The organism is Ferdinandcohnia sp. FSL W7-1320 (assembly GCF_038050315.1).
In the GTDB taxonomy this organism is placed as follows: domain Bacteria; phylum Bacillota; class Bacilli; order Bacillales; family Bacillaceae_L; genus Ferdinandcohnia; species Ferdinandcohnia aciditolerans.
The window spans coordinates 1,305,029-1,327,790 of the sequence record NZ_JBBPAM010000001.1 but is presented as its reverse complement, the minus strand read 5'-3'; the positions used below and the strand labels follow the sequence as shown (position 1 = coordinate 1,327,790).

General features: G+C 37.3%; 25 protein-coding genes. 12 read left to right on the top strand and 13 right to left on the bottom strand.

Annotation, left to right across the window (positions count from 1 at the left end; all coding sequences use genetic code 11):
* Positions 1-14: 14 nt before the first annotated feature.
* The gene (locus NST91_RS06680) at positions 15-1,259 is read right to left on the bottom strand and encodes a cation:proton antiporter (RefSeq protein ID WP_341330528.1); all 1,245 of its coding nucleotides are present in this window, start codon (positions 1,257-1,259) and stop codon (positions 15-17) included.
* Between the two features lie 348 nt (positions 1,260-1,607).
* Between NST91_RS06680 and NST91_RS06675 the strand changes: the two genes are divergently transcribed.
* Genes NST91_RS06675 through mnhG form a run of 7 tightly spaced genes read left to right on the top strand, consistent with a single transcriptional unit; the run spans position 1,608 to position 7,366 of the window.
* Positions 1,608-4,013 carry a Na+/H+ antiporter subunit A gene (locus tag NST91_RS06675; RefSeq protein WP_341330527.1) on the top strand — a complete coding sequence of 802 codons (2,406 nt, stop codon included), beginning with the start codon at positions 1,608-1,610 and terminating at the stop codon, positions 4,011-4,013.
* Positions 4,010-4,432 (top strand): Na(+)/H(+) antiporter subunit B, encoded by a 423-nt coding sequence (locus NST91_RS06670; RefSeq protein WP_099361754.1) that lies wholly within the window; start codon positions 4,010-4,012, stop codon positions 4,430-4,432. The genes NST91_RS06675 and NST91_RS06670 overlap by 4 nt, the downstream gene beginning before the upstream one ends.
* Positions 4,433-4,435: 3 nt before the next feature.
* A complete protein-coding gene (locus NST91_RS06665; RefSeq protein ID WP_309100307.1) occupies positions 4,436-4,777 on the top strand; it encodes a Na(+)/H(+) antiporter subunit C in 342 nt (113 codons plus the stop codon).
* On the top strand, positions 4,770-6,251 hold the full coding sequence (locus tag NST91_RS06660) for a Na+/H+ antiporter subunit D (protein WP_341330526.1): 1,482 nt from the start codon (positions 4,770-4,772) through the stop codon (positions 6,249-6,251). Before NST91_RS06665 ends, NST91_RS06660 begins: the two co-directional genes overlap by 8 nt.
* A gap of 5 nt (positions 6,252-6,256) precedes the next feature.
* Positions 6,257-6,733, top strand: a complete 477-nt coding sequence (locus NST91_RS06655; RefSeq protein WP_341330525.1) for a Na+/H+ antiporter subunit E — start codon at positions 6,257-6,259, stop codon at positions 6,731-6,733.
* Positions 6,733-7,017, top strand: coding sequence for a Na(+)/H(+) antiporter subunit F1 (locus tag NST91_RS06650; RefSeq protein WP_099361750.1), 285 nt, complete (start codon positions 6,733-6,735; stop codon positions 7,015-7,017). The genes NST91_RS06655 and NST91_RS06650 overlap by 1 nt, the downstream gene beginning before the upstream one ends.
* Positions 7,001-7,366 carry a monovalent cation/H(+) antiporter subunit G gene (mnhG, locus tag NST91_RS06645; RefSeq protein ID WP_341330524.1) on the top strand — a complete coding sequence of 122 codons (366 nt, stop codon included), beginning with the start codon at positions 7,001-7,003 and terminating at the stop codon, positions 7,364-7,366. The genes NST91_RS06650 and mnhG overlap by 17 nt, the downstream gene beginning before the upstream one ends.
* A gap of 186 nt (positions 7,367-7,552) precedes the next feature.
* On the opposite strand, the gene NST91_RS06640 is transcribed toward mnhG, so the two are convergent.
* From NST91_RS06640 to NST91_RS06630, 3 genes are read right to left on the bottom strand one after another with little or no spacing between them, the layout of a single operon-like run.
* Entirely contained in the window at positions 7,553-7,951 is a 399-nt protein-coding gene (locus NST91_RS06640; protein ID WP_341330523.1) for a hotdog fold thioesterase, read from the bottom strand.
* 6 nt (positions 7,952-7,957) lie between these two features.
* The gene (locus NST91_RS06635) at positions 7,958-9,019 is read right to left on the bottom strand and encodes a PQQ-dependent sugar dehydrogenase (protein ID WP_341330522.1); all 1,062 of its coding nucleotides are present in this window, start codon (positions 9,017-9,019) and stop codon (positions 7,958-7,960) included.
* A 16-nt stretch (positions 9,020-9,035) separates the two neighbouring features.
* On the bottom strand, positions 9,036-9,638 hold the full coding sequence (locus NST91_RS06630; RefSeq protein WP_341330521.1) for a DedA family protein: 603 nt from the start codon (positions 9,636-9,638) through the stop codon (positions 9,036-9,038).
* 116 nt (positions 9,639-9,754) lie between these two features.
* On the opposite strand from NST91_RS06630, the gene NST91_RS06625 reads away from it, so the two are divergent.
* From NST91_RS06625 to NST91_RS06615, 3 genes are all read left to right on the top strand, one after another.
* Positions 9,755-10,609, top strand: a complete 855-nt coding sequence (locus NST91_RS06625; protein WP_341330520.1) for an SDR family oxidoreductase — start codon at positions 9,755-9,757, stop codon at positions 10,607-10,609.
* Positions 10,610-10,688: 79 nt separating this feature from the next.
* On the top strand, positions 10,689-11,120 hold the full coding sequence (locus NST91_RS06620; protein ID WP_341330519.1) for a YuzC family spore coat inner layer protein: 432 nt from the start codon (positions 10,689-10,691) through the stop codon (positions 11,118-11,120).
* 114 nt (positions 11,121-11,234) lie between these two features.
* Positions 11,235-11,396, top strand: a complete 162-nt coding sequence (locus NST91_RS06615) for a hypothetical protein (protein WP_165918143.1) — start codon at positions 11,235-11,237, stop codon at positions 11,394-11,396.
* Between the two features lie 144 nt (positions 11,397-11,540).
* On the opposite strand, the gene NST91_RS06610 is transcribed toward NST91_RS06615, so the two are convergent.
* Positions 11,541-11,999 carry a helix-turn-helix domain-containing protein gene (locus NST91_RS06610; RefSeq protein WP_341330518.1) on the bottom strand — a complete coding sequence of 153 codons (459 nt, stop codon included), beginning with the start codon at positions 11,997-11,999 and terminating at the stop codon, positions 11,541-11,543.
* A 109-nt stretch (positions 12,000-12,108) separates the two neighbouring features.
* The gene (locus tag NST91_RS06605; protein WP_341330517.1) at positions 12,109-12,876 is read right to left on the bottom strand and encodes a sulfite exporter TauE/SafE family protein; all 768 of its coding nucleotides are present in this window, start codon (positions 12,874-12,876) and stop codon (positions 12,109-12,111) included.
* Between the two features lie 279 nt (positions 12,877-13,155).
* Here NST91_RS06605 and NST91_RS06600 point away from each other — a divergent pair, with 279 nt between their 5' ends.
* Positions 13,156-13,764 carry a biotin transporter BioY gene (locus tag NST91_RS06600; RefSeq protein WP_341330516.1) on the top strand — a complete coding sequence of 203 codons (609 nt, stop codon included), beginning with the start codon at positions 13,156-13,158 and terminating at the stop codon, positions 13,762-13,764.
* Between the two features lie 43 nt (positions 13,765-13,807).
* Here the strand turns inward: NST91_RS06600 and NST91_RS06595 are convergent, their stop codons facing one another.
* Positions 13,808-15,151: a Na+/H+ antiporter family protein gene (locus NST91_RS06595; RefSeq protein ID WP_341330515.1), complete on the bottom strand. Its 1,344-nt coding sequence runs from the start codon at positions 15,149-15,151 to the stop codon at positions 13,808-13,810.
* 541 nt (positions 15,152-15,692) lie between these two features.
* Positions 15,693-17,198 carry a leucyl aminopeptidase gene (locus NST91_RS06590; protein ID WP_341330514.1) on the bottom strand — a complete coding sequence of 502 codons (1,506 nt, stop codon included), beginning with the start codon at positions 17,196-17,198 and terminating at the stop codon, positions 15,693-15,695.
* Positions 17,199-17,407: 209 nt separating this feature from the next.
* On the opposite strand from NST91_RS06590, the gene NST91_RS06585 reads away from it, so the two are divergent.
* Entirely contained in the window at positions 17,408-17,878 is a 471-nt protein-coding gene (locus tag NST91_RS06585; RefSeq protein ID WP_341330513.1) for a divergent PAP2 family protein, read from the top strand.
* A gap of 33 nt (positions 17,879-17,911) precedes the next feature.
* On the opposite strand, the gene spsC is transcribed toward NST91_RS06585, so the two are convergent.
* The 5 genes from spsC to NST91_RS06560 form a co-directional block, all read right to left on the bottom strand.
* On the bottom strand, positions 17,912-18,595 hold the full coding sequence (gene spsC / locus NST91_RS06580) for a stationary phase survival protein SpsC (RefSeq protein WP_440273809.1): 684 nt from the start codon (positions 18,593-18,595) through the stop codon (positions 17,912-17,914).
* A gap of 154 nt (positions 18,596-18,749) precedes the next feature.
* Positions 18,750-19,076, bottom strand: coding sequence for a YuiB family protein (locus tag NST91_RS06575; RefSeq protein WP_121446198.1), 327 nt, complete (start codon positions 19,074-19,076; stop codon positions 18,750-18,752).
* Positions 19,077-19,355: 279 nt separating this feature from the next.
* Positions 19,356-20,689, bottom strand: a protein-coding gene (locus tag NST91_RS06570) for an IS3 family transposase (RefSeq protein ID WP_445724474.1) whose coding sequence is annotated in 2 segments (ribosomal slippage) — positions 19,356-20,276 and positions 20,279-20,689 — 1,332 coding nt in all. Because the reading frame shifts where the segments join, the coding sequence is not laid out codon by codon here.
* A gap of 119 nt (positions 20,690-20,808) precedes the next feature.
* The gene (locus NST91_RS06565) at positions 20,809-22,035 is read right to left on the bottom strand and encodes an NAD(P)/FAD-dependent oxidoreductase (RefSeq protein WP_341330512.1); all 1,227 of its coding nucleotides are present in this window, start codon (positions 22,033-22,035) and stop codon (positions 20,809-20,811) included.
* A 340-nt stretch (positions 22,036-22,375) separates the two neighbouring features.
* Complete coding sequence (locus tag NST91_RS06560; RefSeq protein ID WP_341330511.1) at positions 22,376-22,741, bottom strand: HesB/IscA family protein; 366 nt, start codon at positions 22,739-22,741, stop codon at positions 22,376-22,378.
* Positions 22,742-22,762 lie beyond the last annotated feature (21 nt).

The window sequence follows — 22,762 nt, the reverse complement described above, 5'->3', positions numbered from 1 at the left end:
TTAACATTTAATTGTTAGAAGCCTACACTTTTTTTGGTTTCAATTTGGTTTCCATCCGTTTCTGTTTTCATCAAGAGCTTGATAAGTGGAGGCGTTACCAGTGTTGTCGCGATTACGACAATAATCGCTGAACTGAAGAGATCATTTGAAATGATGCCTCTTTCAATACCAATCATCGCAATGATTAATCCCACTTCACCACGGGCAACCATTCCTGCCCCAATACCGAATGAGCTTGATGTACTAAACTTAGCGACTTTAGCCCCTAATGCACCACCTAGAACTTTACCTACGATTGCAACAAGAGCTAATAGAATGCTAAACCAGAGGATTTCTGGGTTAACTTCTCTAAAGTTTGCAACCAGTCCAATGTTCACAAAGAAAAGTGGTACAAAAAATGGATAACTGAAGGTTTCCACTTTATGTGTCATTTCCTCACTTTGCGGTGTTAAGCTAAGCATTAGACCACAAACATAGGAACCAACGATTCCTGCAACTCCAAAGACCTCTCCCATATATGCGAATAACAACGCAACAATTACAGCAAATGATAGCACAGTTTGTGAAACGTTAAAGCGTTGGAAAACTTTTAATAATTTTGGTAATACAAAATAACCGATTGCAATTGCTAGGACAAAGAAGAGGGCGATTTTAACAAGTAATATTAAAATAGAACTGATTCCGCCTGCACCTGCTGCACCACCGGCCATTAATCCTAAAACGGCTGATAAGATAATAATACCTAAAACATCATCAAGGACAGCTGCACCTAAGATGGTAACCCCTTCTCTTGATTTTAACTTACCTAATTCCCGTAATGTCTGAACAGAAATACTTACACTCGTCGCAACCAATAAGACACCCATATAGATAGCTACGGTTGTATCAAATCCAAAAGCAATCGATAATCCCATTCCACCTAAGAATGGTAAAATGACCCCTCCGATAGCTACGGATGTAGATGCAAATGCATTTTTCTTAAATTCTTTCAGGTCTGTCTCAAGCCCCGCTAAAAACATTAATAGAATTACCCCAACCTCAGCCAATTCACTAATTAATTCATTCGGGTGGATGATTCCTAATAAGGAAGGACCTAGTATAATTCCGACTAATAGTTTTCCAAAAACAGAAGGTTGTCCGATTTTGGTACTGAGATGCCCTACCAATTTTACTGCAAAAACGATGATTGCCAATTCAAATAAAAAATAAAAACCACTAGCTTCCTGAACGGAAGTAACAATAGAATCCCAGATATTCATAAAATTATATAGTTAAGGCAAAACCTTAACCTCCTCCTTTCACACTGTACTTTATTACACTACTAACATATCACAAAATTCTATCTAAATGCTAGAATCTAAATATAGGACATAAGTTTGATAGCATACAAGCTTTCTCAAGTTAACTTGAAACAATAATATTTTCTAAAAAAGAACTATAAGCACTATTTTTACTATCATTTTAAAAACTTTTTTCAGTCAAAAAATACGTGTTCCTACATATTTAATAACAACTGAAATTCTTGGTAACACTAGGAATTGCAAGGCATGCAAGTTCTCACTAATTGTTATATACTCTAAAAAAGAATAGGTTAAGGGGGTACTGTTTTGTCACTTTTACATTTGGCCATATTATCTCCATTTATATTGGCTATCTTTATTCCTTTTTTACGCAAATATTTGCGAGGGATTCATACAGGTTGGTTTGTACTAATTCTACCTGTACTACTATTTTCTTATTTCTTTCCATTTATGAAGGATACGATGAATGGAAATCCGATCATTCGTACTGCGGAGTGGATACCTTCCATTGGTGTAAATTTCACTGCGTACATTGATGGTTTAGGACTCTTGTTTGCCTTACTGATTACAGGTATTGGTGCATTAGTTGTCCTCTACTCTATCTACTACTTATCAAAGGAAAAAGAATCCCTACATAACTTTTATGTGTACCTGCTCTGTTTTATGGGAGCTATGCTTGGGGTTGTCCTCTCAGATAATGTGATTATGCTTTATACGTTTTGGGAGTTAACAAGCCTATCTTCTTTTTTACTAATTGGATACTGGCATAATCGGGAAAAGTCTAGGTATGGTGCACAAAAATCGATGTTAATCACCGTGTTCGGTGGTTTATCCATGCTAGCTGGATTTGTTTTACTATCACTCATGACGAATACATTCAGTATTCGTGAAATGATTGCTCAAGTGGACACATTACCATCAAATCCACTATTCATTCCGGCGATGCTATTAATATTACTAGGTGCTTTTACAAAATCAGCTCAATTTCCATTCCATATTTGGTTACCGGATGCAATGGAAGCACCAACTCCTGTTAGTGCGTATCTACACTCAGCGACAATGGTAAAAGCAGGTATATATTTAGTTGCGCGCTTAAGTCCTATTTTTGCTGGATCAAGTGAATGGTTTTGGATTATATCAACCTTCGGAATCATTACCTTGTTCTGGGGCTCCTTTAGTGCGGTTAAACAAACAGATTTAAAAGGTATTCTTGCATTTTCAACAGTAAGTCAACTGGGGATGATTATGTCCCTACTAGGAATTGGTTCAGCTGCTCTTCATTATGATCATCTTGATACCAATATTTATTTGGCTGCAATAGTAGCCGCTATTTTCCACTTAATAAACCACGCGACATTCAAAGGAAGTTTGTTCATGGTTGTAGGTATTGTCGACCATGAAACCGGTACTCGTGATATTCGCAAACTTGGTGGATTAATGACCGTAATGCCAATTACATTCACATTGGCTGTAATTGGTGCATTTTCAATGGCAGGTCTACCACCATTTAATGGTTTCTTAAGTAAAGAAGCATTCTTTACAGCAATTGTAAATGCAACAACACTTGATAGTTTCAATATGGAAACATTAGGTATTCTTTTCCCTATCATTGGTTGGGTTGCCAGTGTTTTCACGTTCATTTACAGTATGATCCTTGTCTTTAAAACCTTTACTGGAAAGGCTCAGTTTGAAAAGCTAGATAAAAAACCACATGAAGCACCAATTGGGATGTTAATTTCACCAATTATCCTAGCTTCACTTGTTATCATTTTCGGTTTATTTTCAAACATTCTGGCTCCAAGTTTAATTGAACCAGCTGTGACATCCATCGTTCCAAGCTTACTTGTTGGCGATTCAACCTATCATGTTCATTTTGAATATTTCCACGGATGGAATGCACCGCTCTTTATGTCAATTGGAGTTGTTGTATTAGGAACTCTTATGTTTCTCTCGCTTGCAAAATGGACAGGCATTTATAATGTCTTTTCCAAGCGTTTAACTTTAAACAATCTTTATGACAATGGGATTATTGGAATGGAGAGGTCTGCATCAAAGATAAATCGCTTCTATATGACTGGAGTTATTCGTGACTATTTAGTGATTATGTTTGCGTTCTTTATCTTAGCAATTGGAAGTGCGCTTATTATTAAAAATGCATTTGCTTTTGATTTAACACATGTTGCGCCAGTTCGACTTTTTGAAGCTGTGCTAGCATTTGTTCTGGTAGGTGGCGTTGCGACAACTGTTTTCGCAAAATCAAGGCTTACGGCAATTATCGCACTTGGTGCAGTGGGGTATTCAGTTTCGTTATTCTTTGTGCTATTCCGAGCACCTGATTTAGCATTGACTCAACTCGTAATTGAAACAGTGTCAGTCTCATTATTCCTTTTGTGTTTCTATCACTTACCAAAGCTACACAAAAAAGAAAAACCAATGCGTTTTCGTCTTACAAACCTAATTATTTCATTAGGGGTTGGAACCATTGTCACTTTGCTTGCAATTTCCGCAAATAGCACAAGATTGATTGATTCCATCTCAAGTTATTTTGTAGAAAATAGTTATAAAAAAGGCGGAGGTACAAATATAGTTAACGTCATATTAGTAGACTTCCGTGGCTTTGATACATTGTTTGAAATTACCGTGCTTGGTATTGCTGCACTAGGTATATTTACAATGATCAAATTACGTTTAACAAGGAGGAAAGAAGGATGAAAACAAATGATTTAATCCTACAAACAGCTACAAAAATAACTGTTTTCATTATTCTTGCCTATTCCTTGAATCTCTTTTTTGCAGGTCATAATACTCCAGGAGGAGGATTTATCGGTGGACTGATTTCTGCTGCAGCAATCGTCCTTCTCCTATTAGCATTCGATATGAAAACAGTAAAAAAAGCCTTGCCTTTTGACTTTAAAAAGGTTGCGGCTCTTGGGTTATTAATTGCAACTTTAACTGCAATGGGTTCATTCTTTTTCGATGTTCCCTTCTTATCCCATACATTTGGTTACTTTAATTTACCAATTTTCGGGAAAACAGAACTTGCCACTGCTGTATTATTCGATACCGGTGTTTATTTAGTTGTTGTAGGAGTAACCATGACCATTATCCAAACAATCGGGGAGGATGAATGATTAATGGAGATTTTAATGGCTATTGTTATCGGTATTTTATTTACGGCAGCGACATATTTGATGCTTTCAAAAAGTCTTATTCGTGTCATTATTGGGACAGGTTTGCTAAGTCATGGAGCCCATTTATTGATTTTAACAATGGGTGGGTTAAAGCATGGAGCTGCTCCTATTTTAGTAGAAGGTACGAAGGCATATGTTGATCCACTTCCACAAGCCCTTATCTTAACAGCGATCGTAATTAGCTTTGGAGTAACATCGTTTATTCTAGTACTCGCGTATCGCTCCTATCAAGAGCTTGGAACGGATAACATGGATAAATTAAGGGGAAATGATAGCGATGAATAATTTTGTAATCCTTCCAATATTGATTCCTCTCATGACGGGAATCATACTTATCTTTGTAAATAAATATACAAAAACATCAAGAGTTATCAGCTTAATCTCAACTGTACTAACTGTTATTGTGTCACTAAGCCTTGTTAATCAGGTCTATCATAATGGGATTCAAACTCTTAACCTCGGTGACTGGGACGCTCCTTTTGGAATTGTACTAGTAGCCGATATGCTTGCTTCATTACTAGTTACAACAGGCAGTATTGTAGTCTTAGCATGTACAATTTATTCATTCAAGAATATCGGGAAAGAAAGAGAAGCGTTCTTCTACTATGCGGCAGTACAATTCCTAATGGTTGGGGTACTAGGTGCATTCTTAACAGGAGATCTTTTCAACCTCTTCGTCTTTTTCGAGGTCATGCTAATGGCTTCTTATGTCCTAATTGTTCATGGTGGGACAAAGCCACAATTACGAGAATCCATTAAATACATCTTGGTAAACGTGATTTCATCTGCCCTTTTTGTTATTGCAGTTGCCTATTTATACGCAGTAACTGGAACAGTTAATATGGCAGATTTATCAACAAAAATTAGTCAACTTGGACAGCCAGGTATTGTGACTGTTATCTCAATCCTATTTTTAGTCGTGTTCGGATTAAAAGGTGCAATCTTCCCGCTATTTTTCTGGTTGCCTGGATCTTATAATGCTCCACCAACACCGATTACCGCTCTATTTGGAGCCTTATTAACAAAGGTTGGGGTATATTCAATCATTCGTACGTTTACAATTATTTTTTATCACGATACGGGTTTTACTCATACCTTAATCGGCATCCTTGCAGGTTTTACAATTCTAGTAGGAGTAATTGGAGCTGTTGCATACTGGGATGTTAAACAAATTATTATTTACAATATTTTAACCGCAGTAGGTGTGATTTTAGTAGGTGTTGCAACCTTAACACCGACATCACTTACTGGCTCGATTTATTATTTAATTCATGACATGATTATCAAAGCGGCCCTCTTCCTATTAGTTGGGGCGATGATTGTCATTACTGGAACAAGCAATTTGAAGAAAATGGGCGGTTTAATTAACCATCATCCATATTTAGGCTGGATGTTCTTCATTGCAACCATTTCACTTGCAGGTATTCCTCCATTTAGTGGTTTTATCGGCAAACTTCTAATTGTTAAAGGTAGCCTTGCTGCTGAGCATTATGCACTGGTTGCGGCAATTTTAATTTCAAGTCTTCTAGTCCTCTATTCGGTAATGAAAATCTTTATTAACGGTTTCTGGGGCGAAGCAAAGCTTAGGAAAGAAGAAGAAAAAGGAACAACAAAAGGACTGCTATTTCCGATCACTCTTCTACTTTCACTCTCAATTGCACTTGGATTTGGTGCTGAATGGTTCTATCCGTATATCTCGCAAGCAGCTCAAGATTTAACGGACCCATCCATCTATGTCCAAGCTGTCTTAAAGGAGTAGATATTATGTTGTTGCAATTAGTTTTAAATATATTTATTGCCGTGTCGTGGATGTTTATCTCGAATTCATATGACTTTGGGGCCTTTTTTGGCGGATATTTGATTGGTCTTTTTCTAATTTTTGTCTTACGTCGGTCCTTCGCACACCGATTTTATCTCAATAATGTGTGGGCAGTGATTAAACTAATCTTAATTTTCTTTAGAGAATTAATTCTATCAAATTATGCCATTATGAAGGTAGTTGTAAAGCCAAAGCTTGATATCAAACCTGGGATTTTTGCATTACCTATCGAAGTCGAAAAAGACTGGGAAATCATGGTACTCTCAAATTTAATTACACTTACTCCCGGTACTTTGGTAATGGATATTTCAGATGATAAAAAATTAATCTATGTTCACGCCATGGATTTACAAGATGTGGATGAGGCAATAGATTCAATTAAAAGCACATTTGAAAAAGCAATTATGGAGGTGAGCCGATAATGTTTGAGATTATACTTAATATTGCACTTGTCTGCTTATCGGTTTCAACGATTGCTTATTTATACCGTGTCATTAAGGGACCTTCGATTTCTGACAAGGTCATTGCACTCGATGCAATTGGAGTCAATTTAGTGGGAATTACGGCGATTATATCCGTCATTCTACGCTCAAATTCATTCCTTGAGGTCATCTTACTGATTGCGATTGTAGCCTTTGTTGGCACGGTAGCCTTTTCGAAGTTCCTTGAGAAAGGAGTCGTAATTGAACATGACCGAGACGCTTAAGATATTATTTGCAGTCATTATTTTGTTCGGAGCGCTTTTAAGCGTGTTAAGTGCGATAGGAATACTTCGTTTACCAGATGTGTACACAAGAAACCATGCAGTATCTAAAAGTGGGACATTAGGGGTTCTTTCAATATTACTTGGAACGTTTCTATACTTCTCGCTCATCGAAGGCTATATGAATGCGAGGTTGATTCTGGGATTCGTCTTTCTCTTTCTGACATCACCAGTTGCCGGACATTTAATTAGCCGTGCTGCCTATAATACAAAGGTTCCACTTTGGGAAAAAAGCTCTCAGGATGATTTAAAAGACAAGGTACATCATTCAAAAGAAAGAATTAGTCCATAAAGGAAAGCGAGGACTTGTAAAGTCCTCGCTTTTTCTGACTGCTAGGTTTGAGATTATGTGCTGTTTTCGGTAAATGCATGCTATTTTTTTTGCCCTCTATTCCTTCGTAATTGCGTTATTTCAACTGGGAATCGCGTTATCTTCAGATTCCCGCTTTATCACCGAAATGTCCCTAACCTAAAAAGTTCATTTTTTCAAATTGATAATCGCTGTGGTGCAGCGTGATACACAGATTAGGTTATCTTCTTCGTCCACTATTTTCACATCCCAAACCATTGTTGTTTTTCCTTTATGGAGGGATGTACCGATTGCTCTTACGATACCATCCCTTTTTGCACGAATATGGTTCGCATTAATTTCTAAACCTGCACAACCTTGTGTTTCTTTATCTACTAAATTGTATGTGCCTACACTTGCAACCGTTTCCGCTAACGCCACAGATGCCCCACCATGTAAAACACCAAAAGGCTGACGCGTCCGTTCATCAACAGGCATAGTCGCCGTCACTCGGTCAGGTGTCACCTCTTCAAGTGTAATCCCCAAAGCTTCAATTAACGAATTTTCTGTCACTCTTCTTCTCCTCATTTCTGTTTATTTACGAATTCCTGATAATGGGATCGAAAGAAGTTTGTCATCATCTTCTTTTGGATTCCCACGTCCGTCCGTGTTATTTGTAATGGTATAAAGGATATTATCTACTATGTATACATCCCTCATTCTGCTATTGATATCAAGGAACGTTTCAATTTTACCGGATGCAACATCGTAGCTTCTCACTTTTAATCCGCGTAACGTGGCAATATACAGCTTGCCATTTGCATAATCAATTCCAGAAGGTGCCCATGTTTCCTCGCCCGTATGATAAATTGGTGAAATCATACCAACCTCTGTCTCATCCCCTTCAATAACAGGCCATCCGTAGTTCTTCCCCGGTTCAATCAGATTAATCTCATCATGTGCACTTTGTCCATGTTCTGTACTGTATAATGTTCCTTCTTCATCCCATGCAAGCCCTTGTGGGTTCCGGTGACCATACGAATAGACATAAGAGTTAGGAATAGGGTTGTCTGTCGGGATAGAACCATCAAGGTTTATTCGGAGGATTTTGCCTGCAAGACTTGTTATGTCTTGGGAGTTTTCCGGAACTCCTGCATCACCTGCAGTAACATACAATTTTTGATCTGGGCCAATTTTAATTCGTCCCCCATTATGGATTCTTCCTCCGGGAATTCCTTCAAGTAAAATGCTTTTCTCTTCCCAGGTTGTATCGCTTCTTTCGACAAGGATTACGCGATTTAATATTTCCCCGTCCTCCATATATGTATGATACAAATATGCCTGTTTAGAATTCTCATAATCAGGTGCAAGCGTAAACCCAAGAAAACCTCCTTCCCCTTGGTGTACAATTTCTTTAAGAAGGTTTAGCCGTTGTGAAGTTATTTTACCTGTATCTTCTTCAATTTCCGACAACCTCCCTACACGTTCAGGTATGAGGAAGGTACCGTCTGTTATGGTTATCATCCATGGAATGGTAAGGTTTGTCGCAATAATAGTCGGGTTTGAAACAGTTTCCTTTATAGGTTCATCAAGGGGTTGTTTCTGTGAACAACCTGCTATTATTAAAAATACTAGTAATAAAGACAGCTTTTTCATTTTTTAGGACATCCTCTCAATGTGAAAGCTTACGTTGTTTTCTCGTCTTATTTAACTTAACCAACACAATTATTGCAAATGCTGCAACACCTATTCCAATAACAATATCATAATATTTAATAAAACCCTCTATGAACTCTTCACCTGCAAAATACCCTACTGAAAAAATGATGGACACCCATAAAAATATAGCTGTGTAAAGCGTAGTTGCAAATTTTAAAAAGGATAATTTACTAAAACCGAATAAGAACGGAAATAGAATACGAAAGCCTGGTACGAAGTAACAAAAAGCCAACGCAAACGTATTGTATTTTTCAATAAGAGATAATCCACGTGCAATTTTTTTTCTCATTTTGTTTTGTTTATTTAAGAGGACAACCATCGCATGTCCTGCAAAGCGACCAAAGATATAACTGGTAGTGACAGCTGTGAGAATGCCAGCATATGTAACTAAAAAGATCCTCCAAGGTACAAAAACATCCTCTGAAGCAAAAAATCCAATTGTTGAAACAATGACCTCATTAGGGATTGGAATGATAAAGGCCCCCACCCACAACCATAAATAAAGTCCTATATATCCGTGTTCCTGAATAATTGACACGATTTCATTTATATCCATCTTATCCCTGCCTTATCAGGTTGAAGTTACTAAATTGTAGATACTTACTTCTTTCTATTATAAGATTAAATGGATAATATTAGAAACCTTTTTAAATGGTTTAAGGAGAGAAAAATGTGAAAAAACCCATTGTGATCATAACCGGTGCTTCAGGTGGATTCGGACTCTTAACTTCAATCGAATTTCTAAAAAAAGGATACTTTGTTGTAGCAACAATGAGAGATTTAGAAAAGAAAAAAAACGTACTACATAAATTAAATGATTCTACTCTAGAAGAAAATCTTCTTTTTTGTCAGTTAGATGTGACGGATGCTACGTCCTTACATAATTTTAAGCGAACTTTAAATAAGCTAAAGGGAATTGATATCCTCTTGAACAATGCGGGATTTGCAACAGGTGGGTTTGTCGAGGAAATTTCACTGAATGAATACAAAGCTCAATTTGAAACAAACTTTTTTGGTCTAATCGAGGTTACAAAACTTATTCTTCCATTTATGAGAAATCAAGGATCGGGAAAAATCATCAATCTTAGTAGTATCAGTGGACAAATCGGATTTCCAGGTCTATCTCCTTATGTTGCCTCTAAATTCGCCTTAGAAGGCTGGTGTGAGTCATTACAACTAGAAGTAAGACCCTTTGGTATAGACGTTGCCCTAATTGAACCTGGTTCATTCGAAACCAATATTTGGAGCAGTGGAACAAAGATTGCGGAACAATCAATGCAACTCACGTCTCCATATCAATATATGATGAAAAAAATCGAAGCAAGACTTGAAAAAGGCCAAGCATCATACGGAGACCCGCATGTGGTTGCGCAATTCATTGTAAAGCTAGCCCAAAAGGAATCTTTGTCCAAACTTCGCTACCCTGTAGGAAAAGGAGTAAGAACCTCTATATTTCTTAAGAATGTTCTTCCTTGGACCATGTGGGAAAGGCTGGTGTTAAAGATGTTGGGCATTGAACGGAAGTAACAGAAGAACATAGGTAAAAAGCACCTTATCAAAAAATTAACATATATTGTAAGGGAATTTTGATAAGGGAGGTCTAGAATTGTACTATTATCCGTTTAACTATGGGCATCAAGGGCCACCAAGGACGGTTTTATATCCAGGTTATAATTCAAACATCACACACCATTCCGTGTTTCCTGACCCAAAGACGAATTATCCATCCCCATATTATCGAAAATTACCCGAGGTAGACCCGAGTTTATTTAAGGAATCCGCACAAGAAATGAGAATTCTAATGTTGGATGCAAGCAAAATGCTGGCTAAATTAGCTGGCTCAAAGGAGTTTGCGAAACAAGTAATGGCTGCTGCACAGGCATCAAATAGTAAGGAAGTAGTTCGCCTGTTAAAATCGACAGGAATTAAGTCAGATGTTAAGGCGACCTATAATCCAGATAGTTTAAATCTTAAATTAGAAGCTAGTGTAGGCGGCACTAAAGCCAGTGAGTTAACAATTGCATTAAGATGGCGTTAGTATGAATACCCTGCTGTGGAACGATGGTAAAAAATTGCCTATCGTTCTTTTTTATTTAAAGAATGAAAGTTATTCGGTTTAGGACATGATAAAATACGAGGAGGTAAAAAAACAATGAATGATAGAGATAGAGACATGTTTAGACTAAAACGAAGCAAGGAAGAACAGCTTGTTAATCAGCTTGATCCAGAGCTTGATCTTCGAAATATAAATTTCGCAACAGGCGAAAATGAATACTTAAATGAACGCTTCGACGATTTTTCCATCGACCACTAATGAATGACATGGAGGAAGTTAAATGGCTAATAAAGAACGTCTTAACGAAGAAGCAGCGGTAAACAACAACTTAACTTCATCTACGTATTCAAAGAGTAAATCCGCAAAGAAAAAGAAAAATGGGGCTAAGTAATTTGCCCCGTTTTAATTGGATTCAATTGAAAATTCTGTTAGTCTAATGTAAGCTTCCTCTTTGTCAAACGAAGAATACCATCGAAAATTAGCTTCATCCAAAATACGATAATGCTGGCTAATTACATTTTGTTGGAGACGAAACTTCCCCTCCCTCTGAAGATCTTTCCACCAAAGCTTTCCGCCTAGGGTACGTTCCTTAGCCCGGTCAATCCCGTTGCGACCAACGATTTCAATGACATCAACTGGATCTCCTCCTAACGTCGTTTGAATAATTTCACTATCCCGAAATAATGCGCAAACAGCGACAACACAAGTCCAACCTGCTTGAATTCTTCCTTTTTCAATTTGCACCAACGTCTTTTTTGAGATCCCCAAGATTTCTGCCATTTTATCTTGTGTATATCCTTTTTCAATCCTTATAAGCTTCATTTTTTCAGAAAGCAATTTCGTTAATTGTTCTTTATCCATGTTAATCACCTATTTCAAAAGTACTGCTACTTATTATAACAAACACAAAAGCCTTAGTGTAATTTTACACTAAGGCAGTATAGTAAGCAATATTTTCACCTTTTTTGGACTAATAAATTAACTTCAAACCACTTATAAAAATGATGACTCCTATTACCGTTTGCAATGGTTTCATAGGAACCTTTGCAGACAGGGTACTCCCAATGATTACACCTGGAATCGAACCGCAAAGTAAATTTGCAACTAATAGCAGGTCAACATTTCCAAAACCTAAGTGAAAAAAACCACTTACCGTGACTAATATAAACGCATGTGCGATATCCGTTCCAACTAACTCCGAAGCACGCAACTGATAAAATAACAACATGGCCAGGGCAAATAACGACCCGGAACCAACTGAGGTTAACCCTACTATAAAACCAAGGATGGCACCTAAAAGAATGGTTGCTTTTGCTTTATCCTCAATAGGTTTTATACTATAGGACCTGCTTTTAAAACGAGAACTGAACAAGGTTTTTATTACGGTCGCAACGGCAACCATCATAAGAACATATCCAAGTGCATGCTTTACGATTTCCCCTTGCAGGAGTTTATCTCCTCCAACAAAATGTAAAGTAGTCACCGCTAGAATTGCACTAGGAACACTTCCTATAGCCAAATATTTTACAAGCTTAAAATTAATTGTTTTCTGCCGAAAATGCTGTACAGATCCAAAAAATTTCGTAATTGAGTTATAAACAAAGTCTGTTCCAACTGCAATTAGTGGATTAATACCAATTAAGATCAAGAATGGGGTTAATAATGCCGCTCCACCAACACCTGTTAGTCCGACCAAAAAACCGACAAAAAGGCCCATTAATACAATTCCAATACTCATTTCCGACCGCTCCCAACATTTTCGGATATGGGCATTATATTTAAAAGACATCCCTTTTGACACTTTTTTATTACTTTGAACGGCAAAAAAATTTTTTAAATATAACAATTAGAGATGATTACTTGTCATTCTTTAAGATTATCTACATCTATTTTATCAACGTCATCTTAATCATATGACTTCACTTTCATTTGTTAACTTCTGTTTTTTTTTTTGTTGACATATAATGAATCTTGTTTTACGATTTTGTTAACTAAAATACACGGAGGTTAACACATAATGACAACACTATCAAAACCACGCATTCGAGCAATCGAAATTACATATGTTGGGATGTTTGCAGCACTTATGGCGATTGGTGCAAACATTACCTCAATGGTACCTTTTTTACAGGTTGCGGGTGTACCTTTAACAATGCAAACCTTTTTTGCCGTATTGGCTGGGCTTCTTCTCGGAAGTCGATTAGGCGCGATTTCTATGACTGTGTATATGTTAATTGGAATTGCTGGAGCACCTGTTTTTTCAGGGTTCGAAGCAGGGCTTGCTCCAATCATTGGCGGTACGGGTGGGTTTATATTTTCGTTCATTGCAACAGCTTATTTCTCAGGAAAGATCGTTGAGCATGCTAAGGGATATCCAACCTTAAAAACGTTCGTGATTGCTGCATTTGTTGGTTTGTTTATGAACTATTTCATTGGCACGAACTATATGTACTTTGCTTTCAATTTTTGGTTAGAGGTTAAAATGAGCTATGGAGCAGCTTGGGCTGTTATGGCTTGGTTTATTGTAAAGGACCTTGCTTTTACCATTTTCGCCGCACTTATTTCACCAAGAATTTATCGAGCAGTTTCTAGGAACTCTGTAAATCCGTCTTCAACAAATCTATGAAATTAAGTGAAATACCCCCACGAAAATTCGTGGGGGTAAGTTTTTATAAGACAATTGCAGCAATCCAGCCGAAAATAATGAGTGGAATATTATAGTGTAAAAATGTTGGAACACAAGTATCCCAAATATGATTATGCTGACCATCGACATTTAATCCAGCCGTTGGACCTAGCGTACTATCTGATGCGGGTGATCCAGCGTCTCCTAGAGCTGCCGCAGTTCCTACAAGAGCAATTGTCGCCATTGGACTAAATCCAACTTCAATACATAATGGAACAAAAATCGTTGCGATGATTGGTATCGTTGAAAATGATGAACCAATTCCTAAGGTAATCAAAAGACCTACAATTAACATCATTAAAGCAGCAAGTGATAAATTTCCACCGATAAGATCCGCAGATTGTGAAACCAGTGCCTCAACATGCCCTGTTTCTTTAATAACAGATGCAAACCCTGAAGCTGTGATCATAACAAATCCAATGAATGCCATCATTTTCATACCACTAGTTATGACTTCGTCAGCTTGACTTACTTTCATCGAGCCACTGAAATAAAGAACAGCTATTCCGGCTAATGCTCCAAAAATCATGCCATCCACATCAAATACTTGCGAAAGTGTTAACTGTATACCTAATGTAACAATCACGGCAAGTGTAGCAAAGCTAAGGCTCTTTTTAGTATAAGTTGTGTTTACTCCTGAACCTGACTCATTTGCAATTTCGATCGTTTTATATTGTTTTGGCTTACGATAGGAAAATAGAACTGCGATAAGTAAACCAACTACCATCCCTGCAGATGGAATCAACATGGCAATTGGGATATCTCGTTTTACTACTTCTAATCCACTTTCTTGCATATATTGCTGCAGAAGTCCGTGGAAAATCTCTCCAAATCCAACTGGTAGCGCAATGTATGGAGCTGTTAAACCAAAAGTAATAACGGTAGCGATAAGTCGACGATCAATTTCGAGTTCATTAAATACCTTTAATAAAGGTGGTATTAAAATAGGAATAAAAGCAATATGAACCGGTACTATGTTTTGTGATGAAATAGAAATTGCTAGAATAATTAAGATGATTAGTACCTTTGAATAGGTTTTCCGTTTGCTATCTCCTTGCTTCCCAACAAGTTTGATGGCAAGGTCTACCATCGCATCTGGTAATCCTGTTTTTGAAATAGCTACTGCAAAACTTCCAAGTAGTGCATAACTTAATGCGACTGTAGCATTTCCACCTAAGCCTTCTGTGAATGTAGATACTGTTGTTGCAATATCGAGACCACCTGTTAGTCCCCCAACAATTGCCCCTATAGCAAGAGCTACAACCACATTTATACGGAATAAGCTTAGAATTAGCATGACAAGAACTGCTATAACAACTGCATTCATGGTGAAAACTCCTTTTAGTATGGTTATTATTCTTCAAATACTTTAGTTTGCTAAATTGGTAGAGAATTAAAATACTAAACTAAAATACCATATGATATTAGAAATCGTCAATGGTTTTTTATAGGAGAAGTTGGTTATGATCCTGGTGGAACACTTTTTTGTTGATTGGGATTTCATAGGACGAAACTTATAAAAGCGGCTTGTGATATAAGGATGTTCCGATATATCGGGTTGCGATATAGGGATATATTTCGATAAATCAGGTTGTGATTATAGCATTAACATTTAAGTATTTTGCCGATATATCGTTTCATATATTGCGATATACCACATATCGGGTACCAATACACTATTAAGTAAGCAAGCGTATTGCGGTATGCTGATAGACCGATTAAACGGTTTCTATACACCACATATCGGGCTGCGATATAGAGATATATCATAAATCGGGCAATACGCCATTTCAGTTATCATATAGCGATATGATGATACGCATTCCTATTAAAAAGAAGCCTACCCGTTAGGTAGACTTCTCTGTCATTTATTCTTCTGTTTCTCCAAAACGCTCAACTAGGGTTGCGAGTGTACGGACCATAACCCCAGTTGCACCGGCTGGGCCAAGATTGTGAGCTGAAGTCGTCGTTGCTGTTCCTGCGATATCTAGATGTACCCATGGTGTATCTTCTGCGAATTCACCTATGAATGTACCAGCGAAAATTGCATGACCATCGCGACCAGGTGAATTATTTAAATCGGCAACCAGGCTTTTTCGAACACGCTTCTTATGATTTTCAGTGATCGGTAAACGCCAAATAGGTTCACCAGCTTCAATGGATGCTTCTAAAACCTCCTCAAAAAAGGCTTCGTTGTTTGTCATTGCACCCGTAATATCATTACCTAAAGCGACAATCACTCCTCCAGTTAATGTCGCAACATCTACTAAATAAGAGGCACCATGAAATTTCGCATAGGTGATGCCATCTGCTAATGCAAGTCGACCTTCTGCATCTGTATTTAAGATTTCAATTGTTTTACCATTCATAGAGGTTACTACATCATCTGGCTTGAATGCATCACCGCTAATCATATTATCGGTTGATGGGATGACAGCAACAACATTTTTTTCAGGTCTTAATTCCCCAATGACCTCCATAGCTCCTAAAACAGCTGCTGCTCCACCCATATCTGATTTCATGCCAACAATGCCGTCCTTTGGCTTGATGGAGTATCCACCTGTATCAAAGGTAATTCCTTTTCCAACTAGTGCAATGACATCTTCCCAGTTCTCTTTTCCTTGATATTTAAGGACGATCATTTTAGGAGGCTCTGCAGAACCTTTATTAACCGCTAAGAGTGCGCCCATCCCGAGCCTTTCCATATCCTCTTTTTCTAGTATTTCCACTTCAAATCCATATTTCTTTCCGAGCTCTGCTGCATAATTTGCTAAATCTGTAGCTGTTAACATATTACCTGGAAGATTTACTAGGGTTCTGGCAGAGTTTGTTCCCTGTCCATACGCATATCCGACAGTTATACTTGCCTTGATTTCTTCTGAATCGCTGCTAGAATAAACAACGACTTCTTCAATTTTCTTTTCTGGTTCATTTGACTTTTGCTTGTAATCTGCAAATTTATATGTAGACAATGCAAGGGCTTCTCCGAACGCATGGGCAACATCAAGTGCATCTAATTCCTCAGATACAAAGGAATCTAAGCTAACGGCAAAGCTTTCAACCTTTGTTTCTGAGATTATTTTAACAGCTTTTCCAAACGCCTCTCTGAGAGATTCAAGGGTTTGCTTTTCTTCTTTTCCTAGACCTAAAAAATAAACTCTTTTTATCGGTGTCTTCCCTAAAGTATGTACCTTTGAAACCTTATTTTGTTCTACACGAATGTCGCCTTCTTTTAACAGTTCTGTAATCTGTCCATCTAATAATAAATCTAATTCTTTTGTAAGACCTGTTGTCTTTTGGTTTTTCGCGAAAATACCGATTAGTAATGCTTCATTTGCTTCTATTGCTTTTGCTTCATTTTTAACGTTAAACACTGTTACACCTCCATTATATTTTACCTTTTTATTATAAACTTCGAGGCACTAAATTTCATCATCAATCCACCAGTTTAAAATTCATTTTGCAGGCTCAACCAAATTCTTTTATAATGATAAAAAGTAACTTTATATTAGATGAAATGTCAAAATTTTTTTAAACAAAAACAAAGTTAGAAAATGGATGTTAACGAGAGGAAGAAGTTTACATGGAGCTTTTTACAAATTTTCCACTTTGGGCTGCACTTGCTGCAATAGGATTTGCACAATTTGTTAAAGTCCCACTACATTTTTTTGTAACAAAAAAAGTTGATTGGTCGTTAGTTACAAGTACTGGTGGGATGCCCAGCTCCCATTCAGCAGCAGTTACTGCGTTAACAACCGGTATCGCCCTCGAACAAGGCGTAGATTCCCCTTTCTTCGCGATATCAACAGTATTTGCTGTCATTGTCATGTTTGATGCTTCTGGCGTTCGTAGACATGCTGGTGAACAGGCGACCGTTCTCAATCAGCTTGTTGCGGATTTCCAGAAATTTGCAGATGATGCAAAACTATGGCCTAAGCTTGATGAGGATAGTAAAAGAAAAGAATTAAAGGAGTTATTAGGTCACAAACCGATTGAGGTATTTTTTGGTGGATTAACTGGGGTCTTGTTAACTTTATTACTTCATATCCTTTAAAATACAAAATGGGCTAATCTTTATGATTAGCCTTTAACTTTTTTCACCTAAAATTTGTTGTCGAAATACTTGCATTGACTTATCCTCATTCATTGCAGCAATTTCTTCTTCAGATATTCTTCCGTCACCCATCTTGATGATATAAACATCAAGGGTTTTCTTCCCCCATTTTTTATAGACATCATCAACTGTATCATAGTACAAATCTATTTTATTTCCTTTGATAGCTCCGCCTTTGTCAGCGACTACTCCATACCCGTAGTCGGGTATAAATAGAATTGTTCCTATTGGAAACACATCTAAGTCCGCAGCAATGGTTGAATACAAATCACGTTTCACCTTAACACCTGAATAGGTAATCCCATAGGAAGGGTGTTTCGCATCCTTACCTGTTGATTCAACACCTGCCGTATATCCAGTCGCGACAACTGTTTGTGTTGGGTATTTTGAAAAATCAATCGCTTCTTCAATTGGTAATGTGGTTTCTAAGCCAGTGGCCGAGACCGCCTTATTTCCATTATTTATAAATAATAATTGTGATACCCATTCTACACTTTTAATTCCTACTGATTGCGATTTCTCTTGAAATTGGTTGCCTATCCAGTTTGTAAGGTCTTTCGTCTGCACTCCGGAAAAAGATTGGAACGTAGTAATTAGTGCTAATGCAAATAGGAATGTCATTGCACTTCTTCTTATCATTGTGTTTAAACGAAACACATTTTTCCACTCCTCTCACGACTCTATTTCTTTCCAATTTGGCAAAAAAATATTCGTTTATGAGTGGAAGATAATTGTAGAAAAAAATAAACGTAAAGATTTTATAACTAAATCCTTACGTTTCCTCTTGGAAATTCTCAATAGAAGTGACTACCTAAAACATTCTGTATCCTTTTTTTCGTAGGAGTTTTATGATTACTCCTGATAAAATTGCACCAGCAAGACCACTAAGTAAAATCGCAATATCTAGCGGAGCTAATGTCGTAATACTCTCTCCTAAAGAGCTAAATGCACTAGCCGGTGATGTAAAATAATCTAGAAAGGATACCTCTTGAATGATTGCCAAGGCAATTATTGGATAAATAATGGCCATAATCCACGACATACGTAATAGCATGTTAAGAATGAATCCTATTCCAAAAAATAAAACGAAAAATAATAACATCGAAATTAAAAATATCGGTAAAAAACTGAGTGACATGGCAACTCACCTCCATTACAAATGCGCAAGTTCCTTGATCAGCCGCGACAGCACAAGACGAACTGGCAAAAGGCGCACTGTTTGACCTAAATGACAGATTGGCTTGTGACCTAGAGGGCTAGGCACTTGTGCTGGACGAATAAGGACAAATCCCTTCCTAGTTTACTAAAGGTATGATTAATGAGTCAATTGATTTCACTTAGCAAAACGGACAATTATGTAAAAAAGGAATGCTAAGATAATAATCTGTACCCCTTGTAAAGGACATTTTAAAAAAAGCTAGGCTACTTTAAGAAGATGATCTCTGTATTGAACAGGGGTCATCTTTTTCATATTCCATTGATATCTGTAGTGATTGTAGTAGTGGATGGCAGCTTTCACTTCTTGCTTAAGTTCTTTTAAAGTTTCACATGATTTTATATCAGCCAGGTCCTTAAAATGACCAAAGAATGATTCCTGTGGGGCGTTGTCCCAACAGTTACCTCTCCTAGACATTGATTGTTCCAATTTGAATTTTTTCACCAGCTTTTGATAAACAGGGCTGGTATAGTGACCTCCCTGATCAGAATGTATATAAGCTCCTTTAGCCAGTTTGATTCTCCTGTTTTTCTTTAACTTCTTAAGTGTATCCGTAGCGATATCTAAAGTAATTCGATCAGAGACCTGATGAGCTAAGACTTCATTGGTGGAAGCGTCAATAATGGTTGATAAATAAGCTTTTTTACCTTTTCCGAAATATAGGTAGGTTATATCCGTAAGAAGGACCTTGTGTGGGATTCCTTGTTTGAATTCCCTGTTAAGTAAGTTCGGGACGACCTTGTGCTCCTGCGTAGCCTTAATGATGCGCTTGTAGGGGTTCGCTCTCCTAAAAGGGCTCTCAATCCCGTATTTCTTCATGATTCTTCTGATTCGCTTAAGATTGAAAACAACACTAAACTGACCTGCCAATACCATCTTAATTTGACGAGCCCCTTTCTTACGGTTCTTGAAATTGTATGCTTTTAAAACCAGGTCCCGAAGGGATTCATCCTTTTTCTCCCGATCCTTCCTTCTCTGAACTTGTTTAGCAGAAAAGTAGTTATAGTATCCCTGACGGGACACACCAGCTACTTTACAGAGGTGGGTTACCATCCTTGTTAGATTGTATTTCTCGATAACGGAATGAATAAGGTTAAATTTCTGGTCAGCTGACAATTTTATTTCTTCTTCATCCCCCTTTCTGCGAATCGTATCTTTTTTAATAGTTCATTCTCTGCTTTCAACAGGTTATTTTCGGCCTCTAACCTTGCATATTTTTCTTCAGTGGAAAGCTCTCTTTCCCTTGGTCTACCTGAGTTTCCTGATCTTGTATCACGAAGTCCTAGAATTCCGTGCTTACGATAAGCTTCTCGCCATCTTTTTCCAGAAGACTCAATCCGTTTCATACCTAATACCTCAGTATCGAACCCACAGTCCTCAAATATCTCTCTAGGAAACTTCCCCAGGTCATTTTGAGTTATAAAGTGCTCCTTAAACTCATCTGAATAGGTAATACCTTTGGGACTTACTGATTTTACATATGGATTTTTAGCTAGTAATTCGATCTCTTTTTCCGAGAATATTTTTTTACTCATACTATCTCTCCCGCACTATTTTTAATCTATTGTACATAAAAAGACCCTGTGCAGCAGACTTTTTTTAATGTGTCTACTACACAGGGTACAGTTTATAAAAGCATTCCTTTTTTATTATGTTAAATGAATTTTAATTTACCTTTTTTAAGAACAAGTGATGGTCCGCCTACGATTAATAGAGCACGGTTATCAATTACTTTCTTCATGAATGCTGCTTTTGAGCCCCAAATTTTTCTGCCAAATACTACACCGATTCCATCATGCTCACCAAGTGAACATACAGTTCCTTTGTTATCAAAGGTAAATTCACCAAGTTCTCCTTGTCCACGAACTAGTACCGCAATGTTTTTCGCAACTAATGCACCTTGTTGCATTGCGATTTGTGCAGTTGGAGGGTATGGACGATTGATTTCTTCATTAATAACAAGTGAGCTATCTCCAACAAAGAAAACATCTTCATGACCCGGTGCACGAAGGTCTTTTTCAACTTTCACACGACCACGCATTGCTTCAAAACCAGAAGCTTCTATTACGCTGTTTCCACGAATACCCGCTGCCCATACAACAGTTTTCGCTTTAATTTCTTCTGTTACGTCGTCTTTTCCAACGATGATTCCTTCAGGTGTACCTTCTTTAATCGCAGTTCCGATTTTGAATTCCACACCTTTTTTCTCCAAGTGGTTCACTGCATATTCAACTAATTCAGCATCAAATCCAGGTAATGCGGTTGGTGCAGCCTCCACACAAATAATCTTTACTTTATTTTGGTCAATATCGAATTCACGGCAAAGTTCAGGAACTCTATTAACAAGTTCTCCTAAGAACTCAATACCCGTAAATCCTGCTCCACCAACAACGATTGTTAGACGAGTATCGTCTTTTTCTTCTTCCGTGTTATATGTTGCGAATTGATATTCGATATGTTCTTTAATTTGACGAGCTGTATTTACATTTGAAATTGAAAATGCGTATTCTTTTAGGCCTTTAATTCCAAAAGTTTCGGATTCTCCACCAAGTGCTACAACTAAATAGTCATATTCAACCTGTGAATCGTCCTCAAGAATTACACGTTTGCCTTCACGATCAATCTTTGCTACAGAGCCTTTTACAAACTTAACCTTATGTCCGCTAATTACGTCTTCAATTTGGTAACGTACACGATCTGCCTCTAAAGTACCAGCAGAAGCTTCATGTAACCAAGTGGTCTCATAGTGGTAATCATTTTTATTAACTAGTGTAATATCAGCTTCATTTACACCCAAAGTCTTTTGTAAATTAACAATAGTGGTTAATCCACCATATCCTGCACCTAAAACTACGATTTTTGGCTTTCTCACTGTAATCACGCCCACCTTTTCTTTTTTGCAGTCAAAAATACTTATTTCTATTTTCAACTGTATGCTCTAATTTTATTGATTAAATAGTTTGTGATATCTTTCACGTAAGATACCATTATTGGACAAAAAAGATTCCGATATTTGTCGATAAGTTGTACTATTTATTACCCACATCCTATATTATGCCTTTTATATTGATTTTTCAAGTGTTTGAGGACCTTTTTAAATATTAAAAAAATAAAAAAACAACCCTTTTTGGAGGTTGTTGGAAATTTGTTATTTTTTTAGACTAAAACTTGCCATATTTAGGATAAAAAAGTCGGGCCCACACTAGAAGCCCAACTTACAATTAACAGTTTTCAGGTGTACCCGTAACTTTTGCTGTACGGAAGGAAGAACCACACCCACATGATGCAATTGCATTTGGATTATCGATCGTAAATCCGCCACCCATAAGGGATTGTTTAAAGTCTATTTTCACACCAGATAGTATTGGAGCATCTTCTTTATTAATGATAATCTTAATACCATGCTGTTCATCCTGGCGATCATCTTCATTTACTTCTTGTTCAAAGCCCATTCCGTAAGAAAGCCCACTACAACCGCCACCCTTTACAGCAACACGTAAGAATGATCCTTCTTCTTCATTCTGTTTCATCATATCTTTAATTTGAAAAGCAGCCGCTTCAGAAATGGTAACCACACGATCTGTCATGTTTGTAACCTCCTTCTTTTT

Excerpts from the sequence above, each read along its gene's own strand:
- NST91_RS06680 (WP_341330528.1), bottom strand. The coding sequence starts at position 1,259 with ATGAATATCTGGGATTCTATTGTTACTTCCGTTCAGGAAGCTAGTGGT.
- NST91_RS06670 (WP_099361754.1), top strand. The coding sequence starts at position 4,010 with ATGAAAACAAATGATTTAATCCTACAAACAGCTACAAAAATAACTGTT.
- NST91_RS06665 (WP_309100307.1), top strand. The coding sequence starts at position 4,436 with ATGGAGATTTTAATGGCTATTGTTATCGGTATTTTATTTACGGCAGCG.
- NST91_RS06660 (WP_341330526.1), top strand. The coding sequence starts at position 4,770 with ATGAATAATTTTGTAATCCTTCCAATATTGATTCCTCTCATGACGGGA.
- NST91_RS06655 (WP_341330525.1), top strand. The coding sequence starts at position 6,257 with ATGTTGTTGCAATTAGTTTTAAATATATTTATTGCCGTGTCGTGGATG.
- NST91_RS06650 (WP_099361750.1), top strand. The coding sequence starts at position 6,733 with ATGTTTGAGATTATACTTAATATTGCACTTGTCTGCTTATCGGTTTCA.
- mnhG (WP_341330524.1), top strand. The coding sequence starts at position 7,001 with ATGACCGAGACGCTTAAGATATTATTTGCAGTCATTATTTTGTTCGGA.
- NST91_RS06640 (WP_341330523.1), bottom strand. The coding sequence starts at position 7,951 with ATGAGGAGAAGAAGAGTGACAGAAAATTCGTTAATTGAAGCTTTGGGG.
- NST91_RS06635 (WP_341330522.1), bottom strand. The coding sequence starts at position 9,019 with ATGAAAAAGCTGTCTTTATTACTAGTATTTTTAATAATAGCAGGTTGT.
- NST91_RS06630 (WP_341330521.1), bottom strand. The coding sequence starts at position 9,638 with ATGGATATAAATGAAATCGTGTCAATTATTCAGGAACACGGATATATA.
- NST91_RS06615 (WP_165918143.1), top strand. The coding sequence starts at position 11,235 with ATGAATGATAGAGATAGAGACATGTTTAGACTAAAACGAAGCAAGGAA.
- NST91_RS06610 (WP_341330518.1), bottom strand. The coding sequence starts at position 11,999 with ATGGATAAAGAACAATTAACGAAATTGCTTTCTGAAAAAATGAAGCTT.
- NST91_RS06605 (WP_341330517.1), bottom strand. The coding sequence starts at position 12,876 with ATGAGTATTGGAATTGTATTAATGGGCCTTTTTGTCGGTTTTTTGGTC.
- NST91_RS06600 (WP_341330516.1), top strand. The coding sequence starts at position 13,156 with ATGACAACACTATCAAAACCACGCATTCGAGCAATCGAAATTACATAT.
- NST91_RS06595 (WP_341330515.1), bottom strand. The coding sequence starts at position 15,151 with ATGAATGCAGTTGTTATAGCAGTTCTTGTCATGCTAATTCTAAGCTTA.
- NST91_RS06585 (WP_341330513.1), top strand. The coding sequence starts at position 17,408 with ATGGAGCTTTTTACAAATTTTCCACTTTGGGCTGCACTTGCTGCAATA.
- NST91_RS06575 (WP_121446198.1), bottom strand. The coding sequence starts at position 19,076 with ATGTCACTCAGTTTTTTACCGATATTTTTAATTTCGATGTTATTATTT.
- NST91_RS06560 (WP_341330511.1), bottom strand. The coding sequence starts at position 22,741 with ATGACAGATCGTGTGGTTACCATTTCTGAAGCGGCTGCTTTTCAAATT.